The organism is Tardibacter chloracetimidivorans (genome assembly GCF_001890385.1).
GTDB classification, from domain to species: domain Bacteria; phylum Pseudomonadota; class Alphaproteobacteria; order Sphingomonadales; family Sphingomonadaceae; genus Tardibacter; species Tardibacter chloracetimidivorans.
This window is the reverse complement of sequence record NZ_CP018221.1, coordinates 1,355,325-1,381,140: the sequence shown is the minus strand read 5'-3', so window position 1 is coordinate 1,381,140 and position 25,816 is coordinate 1,355,325. Positions and strand designations below refer to the sequence as shown.

General features: G+C 63.6%; 27 protein-coding genes. 17 read left to right on the top strand and 10 right to left on the bottom strand.

What is annotated here, in order from left to right; genetic code table 11:
- From BSL82_RS07185 to BSL82_RS07175, 3 genes are all read left to right on the top strand, one after another.
- The gene (locus BSL82_RS07185) at positions 1-2,235 is read left to right on the top strand and encodes a phage tail protein (protein ID WP_072596670.1); all 2,235 of its coding nucleotides are present in this window, start codon (positions 1-3) and stop codon (positions 2,233-2,235) included.
- A 31-nt stretch (positions 2,236-2,266) separates the two neighbouring features.
- Positions 2,267-2,770: a DUF2793 domain-containing protein gene (locus BSL82_RS07180; RefSeq protein WP_072596669.1), complete on the top strand. Its 504-nt coding sequence runs from the start codon at positions 2,267-2,269 to the stop codon at positions 2,768-2,770.
- A 198-nt stretch (positions 2,771-2,968) separates the two neighbouring features.
- Positions 2,969-4,099 (top strand): OmpA family protein, encoded by a 1,131-nt coding sequence (locus BSL82_RS07175; RefSeq protein WP_072596668.1) that lies wholly within the window; start codon positions 2,969-2,971, stop codon positions 4,097-4,099.
- Between the two features lie 168 nt (positions 4,100-4,267).
- On the opposite strand, the gene BSL82_RS07170 is transcribed toward BSL82_RS07175, so the two are convergent.
- From BSL82_RS07170 to lipB, 3 genes are all read right to left on the bottom strand, one after another.
- Positions 4,268-4,903 carry a hypothetical protein gene (locus BSL82_RS07170; RefSeq protein WP_072596667.1) on the bottom strand — a complete coding sequence of 212 codons (636 nt, stop codon included), beginning with the start codon at positions 4,901-4,903 and terminating at the stop codon, positions 4,268-4,270.
- Positions 4,904-5,031: 128 nt separating this feature from the next.
- Entirely contained in the window at positions 5,032-5,280 is a 249-nt protein-coding gene (locus BSL82_RS07165; protein WP_072596666.1) for a hypothetical protein, read from the bottom strand.
- A gap of 72 nt (positions 5,281-5,352) precedes the next feature.
- Entirely contained in the window at positions 5,353-6,033 is a 681-nt protein-coding gene (gene lipB / locus BSL82_RS07160) for a lipoyl(octanoyl) transferase LipB (RefSeq protein ID WP_072596665.1), read from the bottom strand.
- A gap of 124 nt (positions 6,034-6,157) precedes the next feature.
- Between lipB and BSL82_RS07155 the strand changes: the two genes are divergently transcribed.
- Genes BSL82_RS07155 through BSL82_RS07140 form a run of 4 tightly spaced genes read left to right on the top strand, consistent with a single transcriptional unit; the run spans position 6,158 to position 9,600 of the window.
- Positions 6,158-7,039 carry an MBL fold metallo-hydrolase gene (locus BSL82_RS07155; protein ID WP_072596664.1) on the top strand — a complete coding sequence of 294 codons (882 nt, stop codon included), beginning with the start codon at positions 6,158-6,160 and terminating at the stop codon, positions 7,037-7,039.
- A gap of 9 nt (positions 7,040-7,048) precedes the next feature.
- The gene (gene nadA / locus BSL82_RS07150; RefSeq protein ID WP_072596663.1) at positions 7,049-8,062 is read left to right on the top strand and encodes a quinolinate synthase NadA; all 1,014 of its coding nucleotides are present in this window, start codon (positions 7,049-7,051) and stop codon (positions 8,060-8,062) included.
- Between the two features lie 7 nt (positions 8,063-8,069).
- Positions 8,070-8,903, top strand: coding sequence for a carboxylating nicotinate-nucleotide diphosphorylase (nadC, locus tag BSL82_RS07145; protein WP_072596662.1), 834 nt, complete (start codon positions 8,070-8,072; stop codon positions 8,901-8,903).
- The gene (locus BSL82_RS07140) at positions 8,890-9,600 is read left to right on the top strand and encodes a ribonuclease T2 (RefSeq protein ID WP_226998659.1); all 711 of its coding nucleotides are present in this window, start codon (positions 8,890-8,892) and stop codon (positions 9,598-9,600) included. Before nadC ends, BSL82_RS07140 begins: the two co-directional genes overlap by 14 nt.
- On the opposite strand, the gene BSL82_RS07135 is transcribed toward BSL82_RS07140, so the two are convergent.
- Positions 9,581-10,027, bottom strand: coding sequence for a DUF4112 domain-containing protein (locus tag BSL82_RS07135; protein ID WP_072596660.1), 447 nt, complete (start codon positions 10,025-10,027; stop codon positions 9,581-9,583). The two genes, BSL82_RS07140 and BSL82_RS07135, sit on opposite strands and share 20 nt — an antisense overlap.
- A 53-nt stretch (positions 10,028-10,080) precedes the next feature.
- Here BSL82_RS07135 and BSL82_RS07130 point away from each other — a divergent pair, with 53 nt between their 5' ends.
- The gene (locus BSL82_RS07130) at positions 10,081-11,358 is read left to right on the top strand and encodes a YfiM family lipoprotein (RefSeq protein ID WP_158010737.1); all 1,278 of its coding nucleotides are present in this window, start codon (positions 10,081-10,083) and stop codon (positions 11,356-11,358) included.
- On the opposite strand, the gene BSL82_RS07125 is transcribed toward BSL82_RS07130, so the two are convergent.
- Together BSL82_RS07125 and BSL82_RS07120 are read right to left on the bottom strand one after the other, a co-directional pair.
- On the bottom strand, positions 11,328-12,872 hold the full coding sequence (locus BSL82_RS07125) for a peptide ABC transporter substrate-binding protein (RefSeq protein WP_072596658.1): 1,545 nt from the start codon (positions 12,870-12,872) through the stop codon (positions 11,328-11,330). The two genes, BSL82_RS07130 and BSL82_RS07125, sit on opposite strands and share 31 nt — an antisense overlap.
- Positions 12,869-14,464: a peptide ABC transporter substrate-binding protein gene (locus tag BSL82_RS07120; RefSeq protein ID WP_226998658.1), complete on the bottom strand. Its 1,596-nt coding sequence runs from the start codon at positions 14,462-14,464 to the stop codon at positions 12,869-12,871. Before BSL82_RS07120 ends, BSL82_RS07125 begins: the two co-directional genes overlap by 4 nt.
- A gap of 135 nt (positions 14,465-14,599) precedes the next feature.
- Here BSL82_RS07120 and BSL82_RS07115 point away from each other — a divergent pair, with 135 nt between their 5' ends.
- The gene (locus BSL82_RS07115; protein ID WP_072596657.1) at positions 14,600-15,061 is read left to right on the top strand and encodes a peptidylprolyl isomerase; all 462 of its coding nucleotides are present in this window, start codon (positions 14,600-14,602) and stop codon (positions 15,059-15,061) included.
- On the opposite strand, the gene BSL82_RS07110 is transcribed toward BSL82_RS07115, so the two are convergent.
- Positions 15,037-15,954, bottom strand: a complete 918-nt coding sequence (locus BSL82_RS07110; protein ID WP_083579091.1) for a LysR substrate-binding domain-containing protein — start codon at positions 15,952-15,954, stop codon at positions 15,037-15,039. The two genes, BSL82_RS07115 and BSL82_RS07110, sit on opposite strands and share 25 nt — an antisense overlap.
- Before the next feature lie 306 nt (positions 15,955-16,260).
- Between BSL82_RS07110 and BSL82_RS07105 the strand changes: the two genes are divergently transcribed.
- Together BSL82_RS07105 and BSL82_RS07100 are read left to right on the top strand one after the other, a co-directional pair.
- Entirely contained in the window at positions 16,261-18,564 is a 2,304-nt protein-coding gene (locus BSL82_RS07105) for a CDC48 family AAA ATPase (RefSeq protein ID WP_072596656.1), read from the top strand.
- A gap of 126 nt (positions 18,565-18,690) precedes the next feature.
- Positions 18,691-19,305, top strand: a complete 615-nt coding sequence (locus BSL82_RS07100; RefSeq protein ID WP_072596655.1) for a class I SAM-dependent methyltransferase — start codon at positions 18,691-18,693, stop codon at positions 19,303-19,305.
- Between the two features lie 5 nt (positions 19,306-19,310).
- On the opposite strand, the gene BSL82_RS07095 is transcribed toward BSL82_RS07100, so the two are convergent.
- Positions 19,311-20,468 carry a phospholipase D-like domain-containing protein gene (locus BSL82_RS07095; protein WP_072596654.1) on the bottom strand — a complete coding sequence of 386 codons (1,158 nt, stop codon included), beginning with the start codon at positions 20,466-20,468 and terminating at the stop codon, positions 19,311-19,313.
- Between the two features lie 163 nt (positions 20,469-20,631).
- Between BSL82_RS07095 and BSL82_RS07090 the strand changes: the two genes are divergently transcribed.
- Both BSL82_RS07090 and BSL82_RS07085 read left to right on the top strand, forming a co-directional pair.
- The gene (locus BSL82_RS07090) at positions 20,632-21,210 is read left to right on the top strand and encodes a urate hydroxylase PuuD (RefSeq protein ID WP_072596653.1); all 579 of its coding nucleotides are present in this window, start codon (positions 20,632-20,634) and stop codon (positions 21,208-21,210) included.
- Positions 21,211-21,215: 5 nt separating this feature from the next.
- The gene (locus tag BSL82_RS07085; RefSeq protein ID WP_072596652.1) at positions 21,216-21,890 is read left to right on the top strand and encodes an esterase/lipase family protein; all 675 of its coding nucleotides are present in this window, start codon (positions 21,216-21,218) and stop codon (positions 21,888-21,890) included.
- A gap of 102 nt (positions 21,891-21,992) precedes the next feature.
- On the opposite strand, the gene BSL82_RS07080 is transcribed toward BSL82_RS07085, so the two are convergent.
- A complete protein-coding gene (locus BSL82_RS07080; RefSeq protein ID WP_072596651.1) occupies positions 21,993-23,411 on the bottom strand; it encodes a UDP-N-acetylmuramate--L-alanine ligase in 1,419 nt (472 codons plus the stop codon).
- Between the two features lie 60 nt (positions 23,412-23,471).
- On the opposite strand from BSL82_RS07080, the gene BSL82_RS07075 reads away from it, so the two are divergent.
- The 4 genes from BSL82_RS07075 (at position 23,472) to BSL82_RS07060 (ending at position 25,385) form a co-directional block, all read left to right on the top strand.
- Entirely contained in the window at positions 23,472-24,302 is an 831-nt protein-coding gene (locus tag BSL82_RS07075; RefSeq protein WP_226998657.1) for an LD-carboxypeptidase, read from the top strand.
- A 184-nt stretch (positions 24,303-24,486) separates the two neighbouring features.
- On the top strand, positions 24,487-24,693 hold the full coding sequence (locus BSL82_RS07070) for a cold-shock protein (protein WP_072596650.1): 207 nt from the start codon (positions 24,487-24,489) through the stop codon (positions 24,691-24,693).
- 4 nt (positions 24,694-24,697) lie between these two features.
- Entirely contained in the window at positions 24,698-24,958 is a 261-nt protein-coding gene (gene infA / locus BSL82_RS07065; RefSeq protein ID WP_072596649.1) for a translation initiation factor IF-1, read from the top strand.
- Between the two features lie 220 nt (positions 24,959-25,178).
- Complete coding sequence (locus BSL82_RS07060; RefSeq protein WP_072596648.1) at positions 25,179-25,385, top strand: hypothetical protein; 207 nt, start codon at positions 25,179-25,181, stop codon at positions 25,383-25,385.
- A 19-nt stretch (positions 25,386-25,404) separates the two neighbouring features.
- Here the strand turns inward: BSL82_RS07060 and BSL82_RS07055 are convergent, their stop codons facing one another.
- Positions 25,405-25,812, bottom strand: coding sequence for an acyl-CoA thioesterase (locus BSL82_RS07055; RefSeq protein ID WP_083579090.1), 408 nt, complete (start codon positions 25,810-25,812; stop codon positions 25,405-25,407).
- Between the last annotated feature and the right edge of the window lie 4 nt (positions 25,813-25,816).

Here is a 25,816-nt window from a genome sequence, read left to right as displayed (position 1 = left end):
ATGGCGACGCTTGTGCTGACCGCAGTGGGCGCGGTCTTCGGCCCCGTGGCGGGAATTGCCACCGGTGTGATCGGCTTTGCCGGGGCGCAGCTTTTCGGCGCGGGCGGCAAATCGCGGCAGGGCCCGAGGCTCAATGACCTGGCGGTGCAAAGCTCCGTCTATGGAACGCCGCTGCCGCGGCTTTATGGAATGATCCGCGCTTCGGGATCGGTCATTTGGGCGACGGACATCCGCGAGACGGCGCATCGGTCCGGCGGGGGGAAGGGCAAGCCCAAGACCACCACCTACAGCTATGCGGCGAGTTTCGCCGTGGCGCTTTCAGCCCGCCCCATCCGATCTGTGAAGCGGATATGGGGTGACGGCAAGCTCATGCGATCGGCAGAGGGAAGCTGGATCATGGCCGCCAACATGCGGCTTTATACCGGCTTGGAGGATGAAGCGCCCGATCCGTTGATCGCCTCGGCGGAAGGGCCGGACGCCGCGCCTGCCTATAGAGGCATGGCCTATGCGGTGTTTGAAGATCTCGATCTGACGGAATTCGCCAACCACATTCCGTCGCTGAGCTTTGAGGTGGAGGCCGATGAAGCGCCGGTGAGCGCCGCTGCGATCATTGACGATCTTGGCGCGATCACGGGCCTTGCGCCCAGCCTTTCCCCCGAAGAGGCGACGCCGTTGCGAGGCTTCGGCATTGCAAGCGGCGGTTCTGTCCGCTCCGTTCTGGAGACGCTCGCCACCGTCGATCCGTTGACCATATTGGACGACGGGACCGCCACCGCCGTGTCGCTGCGGAGAATCCCCGACGCGATCGACCTCTCCCGCCAAGACATGGGAGCATCATGGCGCATAGAACGAGGCGCTCCCGTGGCGCGGATGACAGTGGAGCGCATTGCCGCCGATCAGACGCCGGGCGAGATCAGCATCGGCTATTATGATTGCGCGCGCGACTATCAGACCGGGTTGCAGCGGGCGCATTTCGGGATGGGCCGGCGTTCCGAACGGATTGAGCTTCCCGCCGCGCTGATGCCGGGAGAAGCAAAGGCGCTGGCGGAACGCAAGATGGCGGAGGTGTCGGTCCGCTCGGTGACCTCGACGATCCGTCTTCCCTATCGCGCGCTGGCGCTGAGGCCGGGCGACCTGCTGCGGCACCCGGCAGATGGCGGCCTGTGGCGCGTGACCGAAATGACGGTGGAGCGAATGGTCGTGGAACTGGCGCTGGAGCGGATGCTGCAGATTCCGCTCACGCCCTCCTCGGCGGCAGACGGCGGCCGCGTTGCGCCGCAGAACGGCCTGGCGAATGGCGAGACCGTTCTTCACGTGCTGGACCTGCCGCCATTGTTTGACGAACTGCCCGCCGTCCCCCGAATCTGGATCGCGGCATCGGGAAAGGAGCAGGGGTGGCGCAGGGCCGATATCGCTCTCAGCCTCGATTCGGGCGGAAGCTGGCAGTCGATCTACACCGCCACCGGAGGCAGCGTGGCTGGCGTGACGCTGACTGCATTGGGCGCCGGCGCATCGACACTCTGGGACGATCGAAATGCAGTCGAGGTCGAGCTTGACCATGAAGGCATGTGGCTGGAGGGCAGGGCCGATGAGAGTTTGCTGGCAGGCGCGAACCTCGCGCTGATCGACGATGAACTCGTGCAGTTCGGCCATGTGGAGCAGCTTGGCGGCCACCGCTTCCGGTTGAGCCGGCTGCTGAGGGGGCGACGCGGAACGGAATGGGCCTCGGCCGACCATGAGGCGGGCGGCAGGTTCATATTGATCGAGCCGGCTGTGACGGGCGTTGCCGACCTGCCGGTGAGCCGCCTGGGAAGCAGCATCCGGTTCCGCGGGACGGGTCCGGGAGAGGACCCGGCGGCGGCCGAAGCTGTGACGCTGCTGCTGAAGGGGCGGGCATTGCTGCCGCCCAGCCCGGTACATGTGACGGCGTCGTTGCTCGCCGATGGTTCGGTGAACGTGCAATGGATCAGGCGGAGCCGGCAGGGGTGGGGGGGATGGATCGACGGTGTCGACGCGCCGCTCGGCGAAGAAAGCGAACGCTATCGCGTGACCCTGCGACAACTCGGCGGCAGCGAGCGCATTGTGGACGTCAGCCAATCTTCGTGCACTCATGCCCTTGCCGACCGACTGGCCGATGGCGGCGACATATCAAGGCTGAGTGTTGCAATTGTGCAACTCAGCGCGATTGCCGGACCCGGCATGGCGGCTGCCGCCGACTTCGTGATCGATGACTGAACGATGACGGTGAACTGGACTGGAGTAATACATGACCAAGAGCGCACGTCTTTTTCTTCCACTGCTGGCGCCGGGACAGGCCCAGAAGGAAATCACGCATAACGAGGCACTTGCGCAGCTGGACATCATTACGCAGGCGGTCGTTCAGGCCGTGGGCGTCGATGTTCCGCCCGCTTCACCCGCGCTGGGCGAGTGCTGGATTATCGGTCCGTCCCCGGAAGGATCATGGTCCGGAATGGCGCAACACCTTGCAGGATGGACAGAAAACGGCTGGCGCTATGTGCAACCATTTATCGGATTGGGCGTTTGGACCGTCGATGAAGGCATGTTCGCCCGCTGGGATGGGGGAGCGTGGGTAACAGGGATTGTGTCGGCTGCCGCCATAAGCATAGGCGGTGAGCAGATCATCGGTTCCCGTCAACCCGCAATCGCAAACCCGGAAGGCGGCGGAACTGCCGACGTCGAGGCTCGAACGGCGATTGGATCAATTCTGGATGCAATGCGCGCCCATGGACTGATCGACGAGCCAGTGTAGTGAGTTCGGCAGAACAAGACATGTTGTGATGAGTAGTCTGAACATTCGTTAACTTTTCTCAACATCAGACGCGATCGGTTTGGAAAGAGCGTCTTTTTGGCAACAGTTCTGTGGTTTACTCTCTTGCATCGCCGTAATGAGTTGGTTAGACGGCAATTTCAGTTCTTGTATGGAACTAGTTTTGGAAAGGGGATAGCTATGCGGAAGCTCGCCATTGTAATGGCCTTCGCATCGACTGCACTCGCAACCACAGCCCAGGCACGTGACGGCGCCTGGTATGTCGGTGTCGAGGGCGGCGGTATGATCGTCGAGGACTCCGATTTCGACCTCGGCGCAACATCGAACGCGGTGACGGTCGAACATGAGAAGGGCTTCGACGTCGACGGCATCATCGGCTATGACTTCGGCGGGTTCCGTGCCGAATTCGAAGTCGGCTACAAGGATGCAAACCTCGACAGCGTAAGCACCAGCGTTGCCGGTGTTCCGGGCGGCGGCGGCACTTCATATCTGCCGGGCGGCGCACAGCCCGCCGGCACCTATGAAGCCGCCGACGGCAATACCCGCGTCCTGAGCTTCATGCTCAACGCCTTGCTCGACTTCGGCAACGATGACGGCTGGAACGGCTATATCGGCGGTGGCGCCGGTGTCGCTCGCGTCAAGGAATCCGAGTATCAGCTGGCCAAGTACGGCTCGGCGTTCGTCGATGATTCGGACTCCAAGTTCGCATGGCAGGCGATCGCTGGTGTTCGCCGCGCGATCACGACCAACATCGACTTCGGCCTGAAGTATCGCTTCTTCAACGTCGACGATGTGAAGACCGTCGCCGTGAACGGCGCGAACATGGAAGGCCGGATCCGCTCGCACAGCTTGCTGGCCAGCCTGATCTACAACTTCGGCGAACCGGCTGCACCGCCGCCCCCGCCGCCCCCGCCGCCCCCGCCGCCGGAACCGGCTCCGCCGCCTCCGCCGCCGCCGGCTGCGACACCGGGGCCGTTCATCGTGTTCTTCGATTGGGACAAGGCGGACGTCACGCCTGAAGCAGCCAGCATTCTCGATAACGCTGCTGCCGCCTATCAGCAGACCGGCCAGGCAAGCGTCATGCTGGCAGGACACGCCGACAAATCTGGTTCCGACCAGTACAACGTCGGTCTGTCGCAGCGCCGTGCAGAAGCGGCCAAGGCCTATCTCGCCGGCAAGGGCGTGCCTGAAACGGCAATCGCGACCGAGGGCTTTGGTGAGAGCCGTCCGCTGGTCGAAACCGCTGACGGTGTCCGCGAGCCGCAGAACCGGCGTGTGGAAATCACCTTCGGTCCGGGTTCGGGCATGTAAGGACTGCCTGCAAAGGCAAGAAGTTCGGGCGGGTCATCTTGGGATGGCCCGCCCTTTCTTTTGCCCGAAGATCAAATTGCTGCGCTCATCTCCGCGACCGGCGGCGCGCGTTTTCCTGTTCAGCCGCCCTCAGATGTCAGGCGCCCCTCTAATCCCATCTCGGCAGGATCAGCAGCGCTTCTTGCGCCGTCCCTTCTTGTCCAGGCACGGGTCAACAAGCCTCGGCAGGTGGAACTGGGAATAGTTGACCGAGAATATGCGATCGCCAACCGGCCTCAGGCTGTTCCTGAATTCGCGCAGCCGCGCGACGGCAAGTTCGTGAAAGCTTCCCTTGGGCGTGGCCAGCGCGGCGCGACCGATCTGCGCGGCCGTCTGGCAAAAGCCGAGCTGGCCATACAGCGTTGAAAAGTTGTTATAGGTCCGGGTGGTGTATTGATCGAACGCACGCGGTCCGGCCTTGCTGTGGACGCGCTTGAAATAGCGCTCCAGGCTTGCCCGTGCGCTGTCCAACTCTGCTGCCTGATGGCGCAAAAGCTGGTTGTAATTGCGCACGGTCCCCAGAAAGGGAGAGAACTGGCACTGGAGCGCGGCTACGTTCAACCCGGCGCGGAGATTCCAGATCAGCGACGAGCGCACCTCGTCCGGCGTCGCGCCCGGTAGCGGGAGGGCGATGCCCGGCTCCAAAGTTGTCACCGGGGGCCCGGAAAAATCAGGCGGATAGATAAAGAGCTGCGCCGATGCCGGCGCGCCAGCAAGCGTCAGCGCCACAAATCCGGCGGTAAAATGATTCCAGCGAAGAGTCACAAGGTGGGCCTTTCAATCAAACCAAAAGGATGCGCGCCGCCTGTCTGAACAGGTCATGCGCCACCCGCATCGCTCCGGAGGGAGGTATGCCCCTCCCCCATTATTGCCCCCCGTTTTCGTATCAGCCGCTATTCGGCCGAAGCGTTGTCCTCGGCCCCCTCGTTGGCGGGCACGGCGACTTCATCATCCGTTCCGATGGCTGCGTCGAGCGAAGTGGCGTCGTTGGTCGTCCCGTCGAGCGTGGTCTCTGTGCTCAACATTTCCGTCGTCGTCGTATTGCCCGCCTCGGCCCCCTCGTCAGCGCCGCCGCACGAGGCGGTGGCGAACGCCAAAATCGACATGCCGGTGGCGACGAAAATCTTGCGGGCAATGCTCATATGTGTCTCCCTGTTTCAGCCGAGGCTGGCGGTGGTGATGATTGATCAAGGTAAACGGATCGCCGTCGCGTCTCAACTGCCAGCAGCGCCAGTATCCGGCATTTTCGACAAAGCGCCATCCGCCAGCCGGTCAAGGAACGCCGGAAGCCTTGCCTTCAGGCACTCATCCACCTCGGCAAGCGAGGCCTGGCGACCCAGTGCCGCCAGGCTCGTGACTGCGTAATCGGGAAGGCCACAGGGCACGATGCCGCCAAAGTGGGAGAGATCGGGCGCGACATTGATCGCAAAGCCGTGAAAGGTGACCCAGCGCCTGACCCGGATGCCTATGGCGGCGATCTTGGCTTCGCCCTCGGGCGTGTCGACCCAGAGGCCGACCCGCCCGTCCACTGCATATGCGGCAATCCCGAACGGCAGCAACGCCTCTGAAATCCAGGTCTCCAGGCTGTGGACAAAGTTGCGGACGTCCCGCCCCCGCTTGTCCAGATCAAGCAGGATATAGCCCACCCGCTGTCCCGGCCCATGATAGGTATATTGTCCGCCACGGCCGGAACGGAAAACGGGAAAGCGCCCGGGATCGACCAGGTCCGAAGGTTTTGCGCTGGTGCCCGCCGTGTAGACCGGCGGATGTTCGACAAGCCAGATGCGTTCTTTCGCGCCGGCCGTGCGGATTGCCTCCGCGTGGCTTTCCATCCGAGCGACAGCCTCGGCATAATCGATGAGGCCGGGTTCCACGATCCAGTCAACGTCCGGCATTGGCGGTATCAGTCCCCGGTGAACAGCTTTCGAGCGGTAGATCGACCTGTGGAAGCCCCGGGTCAAGCCGCAGCGCCCTTCCTTTACTCTTGGCAGGACGGCCCGACATCGCCACATGGGAGACATGGCAGATGATTTCACCCCCCGCTATGGCGAAGTTGAGCAGATGGCTCCCGGTATCCGGCGCGTGCTCGCACGGAACGCGGGGGCGTTCACCTATTATGGCACCGGAACATATATCGTCGGCAACGGCGCAGTAGCCGTGATCGACCCCGGTCCCGACGATGCCGATCATGTGCATGCCATCCGCGCTGCCCTGGAAGGGGAGCGGGTGAGCCATATTCTGGTGACGCACACACACTATGACCATTCTCCGGCAGCCGTGCCGCTGAAGGCTGCGACCGGCGCTGAAATCGTCGGCTGTGCGCCGCTGGTCCTGGATGACAATGGTCCGCGCGCGGACGCCGGATTCGATCGGGATTATTCGCCCGATCGCGTATTGACGGACGGCGATGTGGTGGCGGGTTCGGACTGGACGATCGAGGCGGTGGCGACTCCCGGCCACACCTCGAACCATCTGTGTTTCGCCTACCGCGAAGGTGAGGCGCTCTTCACCGGCGACCATGTGATGGGCTGGTCGACGACTGTGGTGTCGCCCCCTGATGGGGACATGGCCGATTATATGCGTAGCCTTGAAAAGCTGCTCGAGCGGGACGAGCGTATCTATTACCCGACCCATGGCGCACCGGTGGATAACCCGCGGCGTTTGGTCAGGGGGATGCTGACGCACCGCAAGCAGCGCGAATATCAGATCGTGGCGCTTCTGAAGGAGGGCGTGAAGCATATCCCCGACATGGTCGCGCGCATGTATGTAGGCCTGGACCCGCGGCTGACGGGCGGCGCGGGCAGATCCGTTCTGGCGCATCTCGTCGATTTGAAGGAGCGGGGGCAAGTGCGGGAAACCGATGGTGAATGGCGCCTCTGCGCCACATCCGCGCGAGATTGAGGAGCAGGAATGGACGCAAGGCTGAACATGCTCGGGGGCGAACTCGCAGGGCTGGACCTGCGCGCGGAGATCGACAGGCTGCGCAAGGAGCGTAACGCCGTCATCCTCGCCCATTATTATCAGGATCCGGTCATTCAGGATCTGGCCGATTTCGTCGGCGACAGCCTGGACCTGTCCCGGAAGGCAGCGGCGACCGACGCCGAGGTGATCGCCTTTTGCGGCGTCCGCTTCATGGCGGAAGTCGCCAAGATATTGAGTCCGCAGAAGACGGTCGTGCTGCCGGACATGGCGGCCGGGTGCAGCCTGGAAGACAGCTGCCCGCCCGATCAGTTCGCCCGCTTCCGCGCCCAGCATCCCGATCATATCGCGCTCAGCTATATCAACTGCTCGGCGGCCGTGAAGGCGCTCTCGGATATCATCGTCACGAGTTCGTCGGCGGAAAAGATCATCAGTCAGCTTCCCCGCGACCAGAAGATCATCTTCGGCCCCGACCGGCATCTGGGGGCCTATCTGAACCGCGTCACGGGGCGCGGCATGCTGCTGTGGCCGGGCGCGTGCATCGTGCATGAGGCGTTTTCCGAGACCGAGCTTTTGAAGCTGAAGGCGCAGCACCCCGACGCGCCGGTGGCCGCCCATCCGGAATGCCCGGGGCATATCGTCGAGCATGCCGATCATGTCGGCTCGACCTCCTCCATCCTTTCATTCGCGCTGGCGAGCCCGGCGACGACGATCATCGTCGCCACCGAGCCGCACATCATTCACCAGATGCAAAAGGCCGCGCCGCACAAGGAGTTCATCGGAGCGCCCGGCGCGGACGGCAACTGCAACTGCAACATGTGCCCCTATATGGCGCTCAACACGCTGGAAAAGCTGTATTTGAGCCTGCGCGACCTGACGCCGCGGATCGAGATCGGCGAGGACATGCGGCTGAAGGCGCTGAAGCCGCTCGAGCGGATGCTGGAGATGTCCGGCGGCACGGTCGGACAGGGCGATGTGGGCAAGCCGAAGGTGACCGGTGGCTGACTTTTCCATGCCGGGCTTCGATCTGGACGCATTCGTTCGAAACACGCTTGCCGAAGACCTGGGGGAAGGGGGCGACATCACCTCTGCCGCAGTGATCCCGGCCGATGCACGTTTTGATGGCGTGATGGACAGCCGCGATTCCATTGTAGTGGCGGGGCTGCCGATCGCCGAGGCCTTCTTCCGTGCGCTTGACCCCGATGTCGGGATCGAGCGGCTTGTGGAGGACGGGGCGCGGGTGAGACCCGGCACCAGTCTGATGCGTCTCATAGGCCGTGCGCGGGCGATGCTGACGGCGGAGCGATCCGCCCTCAACACGGTGCAGCATCTGTCGGGGATCGCCACCATGACGCGCGGCTATGTCGATGCGATTTCGGGCACCGGCGCGATCCTGCTGGATACACGCAAGACCATTCCCGGCCTGCGCGTTCTGGAGAAATACGCAACGCGGATGGGCGGAGCGCAGAATCACCGGATGCGGCTGGATGACGCGGCGATGATCAAGGACAATCACATAGCCGTGGCGGGCAGCGTCGGCGAGGCGGTGCGGCGGGCGCTTTCGGCGGGTATCGCGGAAGTCATCGTCGAGGTGGACAGGCTGGCGCAGATTGAGCCAGCGCTTGATGCGGGCGCGACGCGGCTGCTCCTCGACAATATGGACGCGCCGACGCTGGCGCGGGCGGTGGCGCAGGTCGCCGGGCGCGTGCCGACGGAGGCGAGCGGAGGCGTGCGGCTGGACACCATCAGGGCCATTGCCGAAACCGGCGTCACCTATATTTCGGTCGGGCGGCTCACCCAGTCGGCCCCGGCGGCGGACATAGGGCTGGATTTTGCGACTGCTTGAGGCGGCGGCGCTTTTCGCGCTGCTGCCGTTGGCGAGCGGTGCGGCGGCCCAGACCGCCTCATGCGTCGTCCCCGATCAAATCCCCGCGCCCGAGACGCCCCGGCAAGCCGATCAATCACGGATAATTGCGCCGGTTACAGGTTATCTCCTGGCACTCTCCTGGTCGCCCGAGTTCTGCCGAACGCACACGGAAAGCAAGCGGCACCGCCTGCAATGTTCAGGAGAGATGGGGCGCTTCGGTTTCATTCTCCATGGGCTGTGGCCGGACGCTGCGGGAAGGCGCGACCCGCGCTGGTGCCGCCCCGTGCCGCTTCCGGACCCGGCGACGATCAGAGCCAATCTGTGCGTCACTCCATCAGCCGATCTGCTGGCGCATGAATGGGCGAAACACGGAAGCTGCCGCTTTAGCGACGCGCCCCGCTATTTCCGTGCGGCGTCGGTCATGTTCAACGCCGTCCGTTTCCCCGACATGGACAGGCTGTCTCGCCGCAATCCAACGGCGGGGGACATCAGGCGCGCTTTTGCCGCGCGCAACCCCGGTCTGCCCGAAAGCTCCGTGGCGGTTGTTGCCAATCGGCGGCAGTGGTTTCAGGAAGTCCGGCTTTGCCTGGGCGAAAACTTTCGGCCCCGGCCGTGCCCGGTTGAGGACGGAGGCGTGGCTGACAAGGTGCCGGTTTCTATCTGGCGCGGCCAGTAATCTCGCCCTCGATCACGGCCGAAGACGGATGGTGACGATCGAGGTGACGCCGGACGATCCGGAGGTTGCGCGTGTTGGACCGAAAGGCAAAGTCGAACAGATCGCCGACCAGCGGAATCGCGCCGATGGCCGTGTCGACGAGGGTGTTCGCCCCCATGCGGGCGAGATGCCATTTCGACATGCCGAGGTTGCGCGCTTCCCAGATGACATAGGCAGACATGAGCGCGGCCAGCAGATCGCCGACGACCGGGATCAGCCCGACAATGGCGTCGAGCCCGATTGGCCGGTTGATGCCGGGCACGATGAAGGCGCGCTCCAGAACCGCCTCCAGCGCCTCGATCCGCCTGCGGACGGAGGCCGGGTCGTTTCGGTCGCCTCCCATCATCCGGGCGAAATCATTGACCTGATCGGGGGTGATGCGTCGCATGGCTTTGTCTCCTCGCGTCAATCTAGGAACTCCTGCCGCTTTTGTTTAGAGGCATGGCGCGACCAATCGGGCGAGGCGGTGTGATCGGGACGGCAAAATATCTGTTTGGGCTGAGCGTGGGGCTGATCGCATTGCTGTGCTTTGCGGCCGGCGCGGTCATCGATCGCCGGCCTGATGTGCCCAGGGCGCCCCCTCCCGATGCGCAGGAGGTGCGGGCTGCCCTTGGCTTCGGCCAGATGGCCCTGATACTGATGGGTACGTCCAGCCCGGTCAGCTTCACCCTGCCGCAGGCCTGGCTGGACGGCGTTCACAGCCTCGTCAGCCACGGCAAGGACAATCTGGCGATGGACGGCCGCATCGACGGCAGGGGTGCGGTCTTCCGCGTCTCCAAGCGGCTGACGCGGCACGGCTGGCTCAATCTGGCCTTCCGGCTTGAGGAGACCTCCGCCGGCGGCGCGCCTCGCCTCATCCTGTATGCGGGCGGGTGGCGCGCGCCTGAATGGTTGACCGCTGCACTGTTGCGGATGGGGCTGCCGCTGCTTGGCGGCAGTCAGGAGCTTGAAAGCCTCATCCCTGCCTTTCGTGCCGAGGATCAGACCGTGCAAATGACGGCGCGCGTGCCAAGGGCGCTTGTCGGCGGGCTTCAGGCGGTCCTCGGGTCGGGCGAGGGGGGCGGCGTCGACCTGGAACTCGTGCGAGCCATATATGGCGAACTGCTGGCAGGCGCGGTTCTGGAGCCGGAGCCTGATTACGCCCGGATCGTCCGCCGCGCTGCGATGCAGGTCGACAGCGCCGAGGGGCTGAAGGCTGCGCTTGTGGCGCTGACGATGTTCACCGACGGCCCGCGTGTGCTGAGGCTGGCCGGCGACCGCACCAAAACCCCGCCTTGCGCGTTGACGGCGTTTGCAACGCGCCTCCACGGCAGGGCTGATACTCCCAAGCACTGGGTGCTGTCGGCTGCGCTCACCATGTTCATGGATGAGAAGACCGGGCGCGCCATCGGGCTGTGGAAGGAACTGGACGACAGCCTGCCCGGCGGCTCCGGCTTTTCCTTTGTCGATCTGGCCGCCGACATGGCCGGGGTCCGGATCGGCAAGGCGGCGCGGGACGGCACGGATATCGACAAAGTGATCGCCGGGTTGAGGAGCGGGCGTCCGGAAATCATTCTCCCCTCCGCCGTTCTCCAACTTCCCGAAGCGCTGCCGCACCACCAATGGAAAAGGCGCTACGGACCGCTGGAGGAACGGCGGATGATGCGGCAGGAGAGGCTGATCGGCAATCTGCTCGACCGCTCGCCGCTCTATTCGCGGTTGCCGCCCAGCAGGCCCTGATTGCCGCTGATCACCGACAGCGCGGCCAGCGGGTGCTGGCCCACGGCGTTGTCCGCCCAGCCCAGCACATTCGGGTCGACCATTGACCAGCGGATCGGCGTGAACAGCGGGATCATCGGCTGATCCACCACCAGCAGCTGTTCCGCCTCCATAAGCGCCTTTCGACGTGCGGCCGCGTCCTGTGCGCTTCGTGCCTGATCCAGCAGGGCATCCACCTGCGAATTGCAATAGCCGTTCTTGCGGCAGCGGAACATGTTCAGAAACCATGTCGCGCTGTCGGCGGGAGCCACCGTTTCCACAATCTCAAGATCCGCGCTTTTGTCGCCCGGCTTCACGGGCTCGGTCCGGACTCCGACCTGCAGCCAGCTCTGCGCAATCTGGTTCAGCAGGGCGGCATGGCCCGGCCCATGGGGAATGGCCACGCGCAGCACCAGCGGATTGGCAGCAATGTCGCCGCGCGCAGAGCGCATCAGAGCCTGCGCGTCGGCCACGCGGTCGGCGAGCGGCCGGTTCACCCATTCCGCCACATAAGGTTGCGGCAAATCGGACAGTCCCCATGAGACGACGCCGTAGATGGGCGAGGCGGTGCCAGCGCCCGTCGATGCGGCAACCGCCTCGCGGTCGATCACCATTGCAAGGGCCTGGCGGATGCGCGGATCGGCCAGCGGCCCTTCCATGCTGACAGGCCGATAGCCGTAAATCCCGCGAACGGGATCGAGCCTGAGGAAGCGGTCCAGCCCCGATGCCCGGGCAAGCTGGAAGTCCCCGGTTGTGCCGCCCAGCAGAACGCCCTTTTGCTCGCGCTTGTAATTCTGGAGGGCGATTGCCGCCTCGGAATGGGCGACAACGCCGATGCGGTCGAGCTGGACAGAGCCGGGATCGGTGAAGTCCGGATTGGGGACAAGCTCCGTCACTCCATCCTCGTTGCGGCCGAACCTGAACGGTCCCAGCGCGACGCTCGACATGTTGCGGTCGGCAATGCCCATTGCGGGATGCGCCATGATCTGCAGCAGGCTGGGTCGCGGCGCGCTGAGCCGGATTTCGACCACCTCCGGAATGGGGGCCAGCACGCCCAGCGCGCTTGGCGGCTTTTTCCCCGCCGCTACGTCTGCGCCATTTTCGATCACGGAAAGAATCTGTTTGAACGGATGCTTGCTGTCTCTGGCCATGACGGCCCTGAACATGCGGACGAAGTCCTGGCCGGTCACGTCGCGGCCGTCGGTCCATTCGGCTTCCCGCAGCCTGAAGATGATCGAACGGCCGTCGTCGCTCACCCGCCACGATGTCGCCAGGTCGGGGACCACCTGCCCATTGCCGTCAAGCTTGACGAGCCCGCGCGAAACCGCTCCCGCGATCAGTTCCGGCTTCAGCGGCCAGTCGCCGAGCAGCGGCTGGAAGACGACTGATTCCTCGCTGATTGCGATGACGCTCAGATCGCCGCGCTTTTCCTCGGCGTCGCCGCTTCCGCAGCCGCCAACAAGGACCAGGAGCGAGATGAGGATAAGCCGGATCATGAGCCCTTCAGTCCCAGGGTGCGCGACGGGTGAACATTGGCCAGATTGTTTCGCCAGCCGGTGACGCGGGGTCCTACCAGATTTTTGGTAACATAGTAATGAACGGGAAGGACGGGCGCGTCTTCCATCAGCGCCGCTTCGGCCTGCGCCATCGCCGCGTCGCGTTGCCGGGGGTCGCTGATGGCGAGCGCCTGCTCCAGCAGCCGTTCAAAGGCAGCACCGCGATAGCCCGGATAGTTGAGCGGGCTGTCGCCTCTGTAGATGCTCAGAAAGTTTTCCGGCGCCGACAGATCCCCGATCCAGCCGGATCGCGCCAGTTCGAAATCGCCGTTTCTGAGACTGGCGAAGTGGAGCGTCGCCTCGGTGTTGAGAAGCCGCACTTCGACCGGCAGGTCGCGCCAGTTGTCGAGCAACGCAAGCGCCACCCGGCGATGATCGCTATCGCTGTTGAAGCGTATTTCAAACCGCAACGGCCGATCTGCCCCATAGCCCGCCTCGCCCAGCAGGCGACGTGCTTCCGAAAGCCGCTTTTGACGCGGCCAGAAGCTCCAGTCGGGGCGGTGGCCTCCTTGCCGCGACAGACCTGCGGGCACCACGCCCCAGGCCGGGGGATTGCCGACGGCAAGCAGCCTGTCGGTGATCGCCTCCCGCTCGACGGCCAAATTGAGCGCGAGGCGCACCCGCCTGTCGTCGAACGGCGGCCGCCGGGTGTTGAACACGAAATAATAGGAACCGCGATAGGCCGAGATCTGGGCCGCTCCCGGCATTCGGCGGTTCAGCCAGTCGAGCCGCTCGGACGGGAAATCGCTGACGATATGGGCCTGGCCGGCGCGAAACTGGCGAAAGGCGCTCTGCTTGTCGCCTGCGGGCTTCCACTCGATGGCGGGGATCGGGGCGGGAGCGTCGTGCCAGTTGGGATTGCGCTCCAGCAGAATACGGTCATGCAGCGCCCAGCTTTGCAGGCGATAGGGGCCTGATGTCACCAGCGGCCGGTCTTCGGTCCAGCGGTCGCCCGCTTCGGCGATTCGGTGCATCGGAAGCGCGGCGATTGCTGGATGAGCAAGCAATTCGGTAAGCGCCGGGAACGGATGCCGCAGCTTCAGCGTCAGAACATGGCTCTCGGGCGCGTCCATGCTTTCGATCACGTCGAACAAGCCCGCGGTGGGAGAAGCGGTGACGCCGCGCCGCAGCCTTTCCAGAACTGCGACGAATGTTTCGGCCGTGATCGGCGCTCCATCCGAAAAGCGCAGCCCCCGACGCAAGACGAAGCGCCAGATGAGGCCCTGCGGGTCATGGCTCCAGCCTGCGGCCAGTCCCGGCTCGACCGTTCCGTCGCCGCGATAGCGGGTCAGCCCCTCGAACTGGTCCATCGCGACCCTGAGCGAGGTGAGGTCGGACACCTTCTGGGGGTCCAGGCTCTTGACTTCGTCATCCGACAGGCGAATCAGAACGTCGTCGGGCGGGGCTTGCGGTTGCGCCTGTTGCCGGGAGCAGCCGGCAAGCGCGAGAGCGCACAGGCAAAGGACAAGAAGCCCGATTGCCGTGGAAACCTGCCGGGACAGAATGGACGCCCGCGAGCCGCTAGCCGTCAAGAACAGTAACTCCGTTGTCCCGTCAGGCCTATTCCTCTCGGTCGGGCCTTGCAACCGGCCAGACTGATTGGGCTGATTTGGGGTGGCATGGGCAGCGCAGACACCCTAAATGCGGCCCGTGCAATTTTGGAGAGAATGATGTCCGACGCCGAAAACACCCTCATCTTCACGCTGGACAGCGGCGACGTCACCATCCGGCTGCGGCCGGACCTTGCTCCCGGCCATGTCGAGCGGATCAAGGAACTGACCCGCGAAGGCTTTTACGACGGCGTTTTGTTTCACCGGGTGATCGATGGCTTCATGGCGCAAGGCGGCGATCCTACGGGCACCGGCATGGGCGGATCGGAGAAGCCCGACCTGAAGGCGGAATTTTCCGCCGAGCCGCACGTCCGGGGCGTTTGCTCCATGGCGCGTACGTCGAACCCGAACTCGGCCAACAGCCAGTTCTTCATCTGCTTTGGCGACGCGACCTTTCTGGACCGGCAATATACCGTCTGGGGTGAAGTGACCGACGGCATGGAACATGTCGATGCGCTTCCCAAGGGCGAGCCGCCTGCAAAGCCCGGCAAGATTCAGAAGGCGCGGCTGGCGGCCTGAGTCGCCGGCGGGGCGGGATTGGCCAGGTCGATCTCGTCGAACAGCCAGTTATGGAACATGCGGACGGCCTTGGATGACAAGGCCGCCTGCTTGCACACGAACCAATATTCATAGGGGCTGTCGATCTTCACATCGAAGATCGGCTGGAGCCGGGGATCGTTGGCGAGCAGCGTATCCAGCATGAACGCGATGCCCATGTCTGTCGCGGCCGCGTCCAGAATCAGCTGGCCGCTGTCGAACTGAATGGTTTCCACCGGCCGGATCACGGGCAGGCCCTGCGCCTCGAACCAGTGATTGACGGCGTTGGGCATGTCACGGTGGACCAGGAAGGTGTGCCCTCGCAGATCATCAGGGGTTCGCGGTGCATTGCTGCTGTTCGCCATCGCCTTCGATGCGACGACCGCGATGCGGTTATGTCCGATCCGGCGCGAATAAAAGCGCGGGTCGATGTCTTGCGCCAGGGTAAGCGCGACATCCAGCCCTTCGCCCAGGCGGCTGACGGGCAAGGGCGCCGTATCCAGATCGAGGTGCAGTTCCGGATGCAGATTTCGCAACCGTGGCAGTTGCGGCATCAGCACGTGCGACGCGAACAGGGGCAGGACGCCGACGCGCAGCCGCAGTTCGTGAGGCCCGCTCATGCTGTCGAAGATTCGTCCCAGATCGTCGATGAGCGGGGCGACGGCTTCGAGCAGGCGTTCGCCCGCGATCGTCAAAGACAGCGCCTGGTGCTTCCGCTCGAAAAGAGCTTCACCCATCCTGTTTTCAAGGGTTTGCACCCGCCGGCTGAGCGCTGATGGCGACAGGGCGAGAACTTCGGCGGCATTCTTTATGGAGCCCATTCGGGCCACTGTCACAAACGCCTCTATTGCCCCAAGCGGCGGCAGCCTCAACATTGGAACGCCCCATTCCCCATCTGCAATTGCGCAGCGCGGTATCGATGTGGTGCAGGTTTCCGGCAAAAACCAGCCCCTTTTCAATAGCGAGTGAATTGCATTTTTTGCAATTGGCGTCAAGTTTTTTGCAGTTGCGAAGAGAATCGCTCAACTGCACAAGGAACGGGCCTTTCAGGCATCCTCTCCTAAAACTTGCGGGCCGGCCCTTTTGGGCTGGCCCCTTTTTTATTGTTGCAAGGCATCGCATCTTCGGTCTCGATCATTATCTATTCGAAACGGCGGGATCGTAACGGGAGGATCGGGCAATTGGCGGATGCAGAATCGGACGTCCGAAAGCTTCAGGTCGCAAACGCGCGGCCGGATGATGCCGGCAGGGGCCTGGCCAGGCTGTCACGCACGTCGATGAACGCGCTTGGCCTTGCTGAAGGCGATGTGGTGGAGATCGTCGGCCGTCGATCTACGCCGGCGCGGGCCGTATTATCCTATGCTGAAGACGAAGGGCTGGACATTCTGCGCCTCGATGGGCTGCAGCGCGCCAATGCGGGCGCGGGCTCGGGCGATTTCGTGGAAATCCGCAAGGCGGAAGCAAAGCCCGCGACCCGAGTCGTCTTTGCTCCCGCGCAGAAGAATCTTCGACTGCAGGGGTCTAGCGAGGCGCTGCGTCGCACTTTCGGGATGAGGCCTCTTGTCGCGGGCGATGTCGTTTCGACGTCCGGCCAGCAGCGTGTGGACAGGGGCGACCTGCCGCCGCAGCTTCGCCAGATGCTGAACGCTCCGGCCTATGCGTTGCAGGAAGTGCGGCTGGCCGTCGTCTCCACTGCGCCAAAGGGCATCGTCCAGATCACGCCCGAAACGGAAATCGAGCTTCGCCCCGAGTATGAAGAGCCCAAGGAAGCCCGGCGCGCGGACGTGACCTATGACGATCTGGGCGGCCTCGGGGTGACGATCGACCAGATCAGGGAAATGGTCGAACTGCCGCTCCGCTATCCGGAGTTGTTCCAGCGTCTTGGCGTCGATCCGCCCAAGGGGGTTCTCCTCCACGGTCCGCCCGGCACCGGCAAGACGCGGCTCGCCCGCGCGGTTGCGAACGAATCGGAGGCGCAGTTCTTTCATATCGCCGGGCCGGAAATCATGGGATCCGCCTATGGCGAATCCGAACGGCGGCTGCGGGAAGTCTTTGAAGAAGCGAGCGCCAACGCGCCTTCCATTCTGTTCATCGATGAGATCGATTCGATCGCGCCCAAGCGCGGGCAGGTGACAGGGGAGGCCGAGCGGCGGCTGGTGGCGCAGTTGCTGACGCTGATGGACGGGCTGGAGCCGCGACAGAATCTTGTGGTCATCGCCGCGACCAATCGCCCGGAAGCCCTGGACGAGGCGCTGCGTCGTCCCGGCCGTTTCGACCGGGAGATCATCATCGGCGTGCCCGACCAGCCCGGACGCCGCGAGATTTTGGGCATTCACACCCGCGCGATGCCGCTGGCCGAAGATGTCGATCTGGATGAATTGGCGCGAATCACCTACGGCTATGTCGGGGCCGATCTGGCCGCCATCACCCGCGAGGCGGGGATCGAGGCGGTGCGGCGGATCATGCCCCAGCTGAATCTGGAGGAAGGGACCGTCCCGCCGGAAGTCCTGGAGAATCTTTCGGTGCGGCGGGATGATTTCATCGCTGCCCATAAAAGAGTCCAGCCATCGGCCATGCGCGAAATCATGGTGCAGATGCCGGATGTCCGCTGGGACGACGTCGGCGGCGTCGACGAAGCTCGCGACAAACTGCGCGAGGGCGTGGAACTGCCGCTCAAGAACGCGGCTGCCTTTCACCGGCTTGGCATACGCCCCGCCAAGGGCTTTCTGCTGTTCGGGCCGCCGGGCACGGGCAAGACGTTGCTCGCCAAGGCGGTGGCGCGAGAATCCGAGGCCAATTTCATCACCGTGAAATCGTCCGACCTTCTTTCCAAATGGTATGGGGAAAGCGAGCAGCAGATCGCACGGCTGTTCGCCCGTGCCCGACAGGTGGCTCCCACCGTCATCTTCATCGACGAGATCGACAGCCTTGTGCCCGCGCGGGGCAGAGGGTTTGGCGAGCCTCAGGTGACGGAGCGGGTGGTCAACACGATCCTTGCCGAGATGGACGGGCTGGAGGAATTGCAGTCGGTGGTAGTCATCGGCGCAACGAACCGGCCCAATCTGGTCGACCCGGCGCTGCTTCGACCCGGCCGTTTCGACGAGATTATCTATGTGCCGGTCCCCGACGAAAAGGGGCGTCGGCAGATTTTGGGCATTCATACCGAAAAGATGCCGCTGGGCGAGGGCGTCGATCTTGATGATCTGGCGCGGCGCACACCCCGCTTCACCGGCGCGGACCTTGAGGACCTGGTGCGTCGCGCGGGGCTTACCGCGTTGAGGCAGGACAATATGGTTACCGCCGTATCCGGCGATCATTTCGAAGCCGCGCTGAAGGAAACGCGCGCCAGCGTGACGCCGGAGATGGAAGAGGAATACAGGGCGATGCAGTCCACGCTCAAGCAGGACGCCATGCAGGTGCCGCTTGGCTTCATTAGTCCGGGCATGTTGAAGCCGCGAAACTCGCCGGACGGGAAAACCGTTTAGGATCGGTTGCCTGATGTCGTCCGGGTGAAAACGTCCGCCGGGCGCACGGCCACTTGCGTTGGATTCAGTCTTCGGCCAACGGCAGCTTTGAACGCCGTTCGCGCGTTGAAAGTCAGGGAGCAGTTGATGTCGGCATTTGGGGCTGGGCGTGCAGAGGGCAAGGCGATCGGCAAGTCGCGACGTCCCGGGCCTCTCACCATGTTCGCGCGCGGATTTCTAAAAAATCCCGTGATGGTGGGCTCGGTTATCCCGTCCTCGCGCTTCCTGATCGAAAAAATCCTCGCGCCGGTGAACTGGGGACGCGCCGATGTGTTCGTCGAATTCGGCCCCGGCGTCGGCACCATCACAAAGCCCATCCTTGATCGGCTGAAGCCCGACGCAAAGCTGATCGCAGTCGATACCAACGCCGATTTCTGCGAGTATCTGCGGCATGAGTTTGCCGACCCGAGGTTGATCGTCGCAAATCGTTCGGCGGCGGACCTGGGCAAGATACTGGCGGACAACGGGTGCGAAGGCGCGGATTACGTCATTTCCGGCCTGCCCTTCTCGACGCTTCCGGCCGGAGTGGGGCCGGCGATCGTGAAAGCGACGCGATCGTCGTTGAAGCCCGGCGGTATCTTCCTCGTCTACCAGTTTTCCCCAAAGGTGGGTGATTATCTGCGGGCCGAATTCGATCACATCGACCGGGGTTTCGAAGCGCTGAACGTCCCTCCCGCACAACTCTTCTTCGCACATGCCTGACCGGCTCAGTCGTTGCCCAGATTCAGGCGGCGCGCGACGTTGAAATCCAGAATTGCGACGATGAAATAGGCGATCGTCCATTTGAGCTTTCGCCACCAGTTCGACATCTGCCGATAGCGTGCCCGGTCAATCCGTTCGCTGACGGCGATGTCCTCGGCAATGCGGCTGCGGATTTCTCCCGCAAAGGCGGGGTCGTCCACCCGCAGCATCAGTTCCATGTTGAGGTAAAGGCTTCTGACGTCGAAATTGGCGGAGCCGATGTAGGTGATGTCATCGGCCACGATCAACTTGGCGTGCAGCCGCTGCTTGCCATATTCGTAGATCTTCACGCCCCGGCGCAGCAGGCGGCGGTAGCAGTGCCGGGCGGCGTCGATGGTGACGTTGTTGTCCGATCTGGCGGCGGTGACGACGGTGGCCGCGCCGCGTTCCCCAATGCGTCCCAAACGCCTCAGGAAACCGGGGTTGGGGGCGAAATAGGCCATGGACATCATCAGGTCGCGCGCGCCCTGAAAGTCGCTCTTCAACGTCCGGACAAGACCGCTCGGCCGCAATGTGGGCCCCCCGATCAGCCACCGCACGGCACCCCGGGTCTGGCTGGAACTCTGAACGAGCTTGCGGATCGTCCGCATGCTCCCTCGGGGGTCGCCGGACCAGCGGAATAATGCCCGGTAGTAATCCGCCAGATGCGCGATCGATGGCCCCTCCACCTCCACGCCATAGTCGTGCCAGCTTTCCGGGTGGTCGGGCATGAAATATTCGTCTTCGACATTGAACCCGCCAATGATCGCGCGGCTTGCGTCGGCGATCGCCACCTTCTGGTGGTTGCGCAGCAGATAGCGGCGGCCCAGCCGGGGATGGAACCGGCAGACCTGCACGCCGCTTTCCGCCAGCGGCGCGAAGAAGCTTTCAGGCGTGTCCTCGCTTCCGAAGTCGTCGATGATGAGCGAAACGTCGACACCGCGCTGCCTCGCGTTGCCGATGGCGTCCCGAACGCGGTGGCCAACGGCGTCAGCTGCAAAGATATAATAGAGGAGCAGGAGTTCGCTTCTTGCCCCATCGATCAGCCCGCACAGGCGATCCAGCGCGCGTGGGCCGGTTGTCGCGAAGCTCAGCCGGTGCCCTTCGACGATGAAATCACCGCGTTGCGCTGCCGCTTCCGTCATGCCCTGATAACGCGCTGGCGATGCATTCCATACTCGTCCGTCGTGGAGACAAAACAACTTATCGCACAAGCACATGCTTGTGCATCATCCTTTCCTGTTCATATAAGGGGCCGGCAAGGGCTGCCTGCAAGGGCGCGGCAGCATATTGGGGGAAGGAACAGCCGTGGCTAAGATCATGGGTAATCTGAATCTCGTTCTGGGCCTGGGGGCGATACTGCTCCTCGCCATTATCTTCGGTTTTCATGGCGATGCGTTCGACGGCAGCTATGCCAACTGGATATTGCGTTACCTCCATGTCCTGTTCGGCATCATGTGGATCGGCCTGCTCTATTATTTCAACTTCGTGCAGATACCGACCATGCCGAAGGTTCCTGCCGAACTGAAACCCGGCGTCTCCAAATATATCGCGCCGGAAGCGCTTTTCTGGTTCCGCTATGGGGCGCTGTTCACTGTCATTACCGGCCTGCTCATTGCGGGATTGAATCATTACCTCGTCGAAGGGCTGCTGTTTCAGCCCGGCTTTGTCATCATCGGCATCGGCATGTGGCTGGGGCTTATCATGGCGTTCAACGTGTGGTTCGTGATCTGGCCGAACCAGAAGCGCGCGCTCGGCATCGTCGAGGCGGACGCGGACGCGAAGGCCAAATCGGCGACCACGGCGATGATCTTCAGCCGCATCAACACGCTGCTGTCGATCCCGATGCTCTATTGCATGGTGACGCAGTTCTACCTGCCTCGCTGACGCGAATGGAGGCCGGTCCGCCGCCGCTGCGGCAATTCCTGGGCGAGGCAAGATTTCTCGCCGAATGGTGGACCGGCCGCAACCGCCGCTATGGCTTGGAAGGCCGGGAGGGCGCGCGCGGCAGGACCGTGCTCGTCATTCCCGGCCTTCTTGCCGCCGACTGGATGACCCGTCCGTTGCGTCGCGCGCTGGAATCTGCCGGGCACGGGGTGCATGGCTGGGCGCTGGGATGGAACAGGGGACTGAGGCCCGGCCTGGTCGAGCGGATGATGGAGCGCACTGCGCTGCTTGCCGAGCGGCATGGTCCCGTCACCGTCATCGGCTGGAGCCTTGGCGGGCTTTACGCGCGCGAGATCGCAAAGCGCCTGCCGCAAGCGGTCGAACAGGTCATCACCCTCGGCAGTCCCTTCTCCGGCGATCTGCGCGCCAACCGCGCATGGCGGCTCTATGAGCGGGTGGCGGGGCATCGCATCGACACGCCGCCGATCGAGGTGCGCCTCCATGAAAAGCCGCCGCAGCGGACAGTTGCGCTCTGGAGCCGTCTCGACGGCATTGTTTCGGCGCACACCAGCCGCGGCCTTCCCGGCGAGGTGGACGAGGCGGTGGCGGTGGATTGCACCCACATCGGCTTTGTCTGTGCGCCTGCGTCGATCGAGGCGGTGCTCAGGCTGCTACGCTAATTCTGTGCGGTTTAGATGGGATCATCCTGCTCACCCTGAGCCTGTCGAAGGGTTGGCGGAGGGAAGCGCCGGCTTCGACAAGCTCAGCCTGAGCGCTTCAATCTAAACAGGACAGACCCTAGCTTTCAGCCGCTCGACCAGAGCTGCCGCGAATTCCGACAGGGTGTCGTCGCGCGCGCCCATCACCACGATGCGGTCACCGGGTTGGGCAAGCTCGACCAGACGGTCGCCGCAGGTTGCGCGGTCGGGAATGTGAACGGCATGGCGTCCAGCGGCGCTGACGCCCGCCACGATATCGGCGCTTCCGACTTCGCGGGAAACGCTGCCTCCGAAATATGCCGGGTCCGGCATGATGAGCAGGTCGTCGACCGCGAGATCGCGCGCGAAGCCGGCGATAAGCGCATCCTTCATCACCTTCAGCGGGCCATAGCCATGCGGCTGGAACATCACCAGCAACCGTCCGGGAAAGGCATGGAGCGCCGCCAGCGTTGCGGCGATCTTGTCCGGGTTGTGACCGAAATCGTCGATTACCGTCACGTCGCCCGCTGTTCCTGCCACTTCAAAGCGGCGCTTCAGGCCGGTGAAGCTTGCAAGCGCAACCGCCGCTTCCGGCAGCGGCACGCCCACCATCGAGGTGGCGGCGATGGCGGCGAGCGCGTTCAGCGCATTATGGCGGCCGGGCACCTTCAGCCTGGTGGTGAAGGTTTCCCCCGACCCGCGGCAGGTTACCTCGAAGCTGACGGCAAGCGGTTCCTCAGCGACGTAGCCGCCGCGCAGGCCCGCGCCTTGGGTAAAGCCATAGGTCAGACGCCGCACTTCGGGCGGTAGCGCGGCCGCCAGCCGCGCCGTTTCAGGATCATCGAGGTTGAGCACCGCAATCTCGGCGCGGTCGAGGAATTCGCCGAACAACTGGCGCAATTCATCCATCGACTTGTGGTCCAGGCTGATGTTGTTCAGCAAGGCCACCGTAGGCCGGTAAAGCGCGATCGAACCGTCGCTCTCGTCCACCTCGCTCACGAACATCCCGCCGTCGCCCACCAGTGCGCTGGCAAAGGGCGTCTCGGGCGTGACGAAGTTCTTCATCACCGCGCCGTTCATGATCGTGGGATTGCGGCCGGTGGCGTGCAATATCCAGCCGATCATCCCGGTAACGGTGGATTTGCCGCTGGTGCCGCCGACCGCGATGCTGGTGGGCGCGGCGTTCACCAGTTCCGCCAGCAGTTGCGGGCGCGTCAGATGTCGAAGGCCAAGCCGCCGCCCGGCCTGAACGTCGGGAATGCTTTCTTCCACCGCGGCCGAAGTGACGAGGATCTGATCGGGGCTGGTGATCCCGCTGCCGTCCTGCGGAAAAAGCGCGATGCCCTGATCGCGCAGATAATCGAACTTTGACGGGGTGCGGCCCTGGTCCAGCGACCGGTCGGAACCCGCCACCCTGGCGCCGTTTGCGGCCACTATGGATGCGAGAGGCAGCATGCCGCTGCCGCCGATGCCGCAAAAGAAATAGGAACTGGTTTCATTCATGCGGCAAACCTAAAGCATGGAACCGAAGCGTTGAAAACGGGGGCTGGAGTGACAACTGGGGTGACACACATCGGTGTTGCGGCAAGCGGGCGTCCGGTCACCCCCGATGTTGCGGAGCGCGTGCAGGCTCTCGCCCGCAGCATCTGGCCTGATGGGCGGGTACGGATCAGCTATCACCCCCAATGCTTTCAGGAACAGGGACATTTCGCCGGAAGTGACGAGGCGCGGGCCGACGCCCTGGTGGAACTGGCGAACGATCCGGCCGTGGATGCGCTGTGGATCGCGCGCGGCGGCTGGGGCGCGGCGCGGATAGTGGACATGGTGCTGCCCCGGCTGAAGAGGGCGGCGCATGGGAAAAGCTATATGGGCTATAGCGACGCGGGGACATTGCTTGCGGCGCTTTACGCGCGCGGCATCGGGCGTCAGTTCCATGGGCCGATGCCGGTGGACATCGTGCGCGAAGGCGGCGAGGCGGCGGTCGCCCGTGCGCTGCGCTGGCTGGTCGACCAGGACGAGGAGTCGCTTGAAGCGAGCGTGCGCGCGACGGACAAGCCCGTTGCCGCATTTAACCTTACGATTTTGTCGCACCTGATGGGTACGCCCTGGCTGCCCGACCTTTCCGGCCATGTGCTGATGCTGGAGGAGGTGGGGGAGTATGTGTACCGGATAGACCGGGCGCTGGCGCAGGTCACGTCCAGCCCGGCCGTGAGAGTTGCGGCGGGCATCCGGCTGGGCCGGTGCAGCGACATTCCGCCGAATGATCCCGATTTCGGCCGGGACGAGGAGACCGTCGCCCGCGAATGGTGCATGCGCAGCGGCATCCAATGGCTGGGCCGGGCCGACATCGGCCATGACGTGGCGAACAAGGTCGTGCCGTTCGGAAGGCCCTGACGGGCGCGCAAAGCCCGCCGGGCTGCCTCAATTTGCATTTTCGCGGCAATCCTCCTATATGAACCCTGCTACGTCGCCGTCGGCGGAAATTGATGCTACCAAGCTGATCCTTCCCTTCCACGCTTCCTGGCTCCTGTTGGACACGTTGTCCGGCGGGAAACATGTTTCGTGAAAGGAAACACTCATGCCTATTGGTACCGTAAAATTCTTCAACACCGACAAGGGCTATGGCTTCATTGCGAATGAAGATGGCTCCGGCGACAGCTTCGTCCACATTTCCGCCGTTGAACGGGCCGGCATGGCGACGCTCGAGCGCGACCAGCGCCTCAGCTATGAACTGGAGACGGATCGGCGCGGCAAACAGTCGGCCGTGAATCTCCAGCAAGCCTGAACGGGTGGCGAAAGAAGAACTCTTCGTCATTGAAGGCCAAATAGACGAAATACTGCCTGACGGCCGTTTTCGCGTGCTGCTCGACAACGAGCAGCGCATTATCGCTTACACGGCCGGGAAAATGCGGCGCTACCGCATTCGCTCGGTCGTGGGTGATCGCGTTCATGTGGAAATGACCCCTTATGATCTCGAAAAGGGGCGGATCATCTTTCGTGAACGTACCCCGGGCGCAGGTCCCGGCGTAGCGCGCAACAAGCGCCGTTAAGTTCAATAATCAATAAGCGCGGAAAATCCGCGCAGGATATCATGCAAATCACGACCAAAAACCATTTGGATAAACGATCCAATCGACCCGTTGCGACCATCGGAGCTTCTTCAAGAGTTTCTTCCGACACCAGGCGACCACACGGACTTTCCCGTCTCGAACTGCAACGGATCGTCGCTGAAATGCTGGGTTGACCGCCCGGCCGAAAAGGAGCGCCACCATGTCCACCAGCAGCAGCTTTTATCTGGCGCGCGCCGAGGCCTGCGCGAACGAGGCTGAAGAGGCGGTGCTCGAAAACGTCCGCAAGCGGTGCTTGCGGGCGGAGGCGGCATGGCGGGCGATGGCTGACCGGACATTGCGGGCCCAGGCGATGCGTGACGAACGCGAAGCCGAAAAACCGTCCGATGATTCGGCGGTGGCGCTCTGAAGCCTGCTTCAGGACCGGCTTATCGCACGAACGGTTCCGTCAATTCCCTCGGCACCCTGAGCGGCTTTCCCGTTTTCCGGTCGATGATCGCCCATGTCGTCCGGGCGGCGGCGCGGATACGGCCCTGATCGTCGACGAACTCGACAAATCGATCGAAGCGCGCGCCTTTCGGGTCGCCCACCCATGTTCGGGCCGTCACCGTCTCGTCGGGCAGGATGGCCCGATGATAGTCGATCTCGTGTCGGGTCGCGACCCATAGATATCTGGCGACGTCCGCCGGGCTCGCCAGCTTCACCCAATGCGCGGTCGCGACATCCTGCAGCCAGCGGACATAGACGGCATTGTTGACGTGGCCCAGCTCGTCGATGTCGCCGGGTCGTGGAGCGAACGGCATTTGAAAGACGTTGCGGTCAGGCGGCGGTGGCATGGCG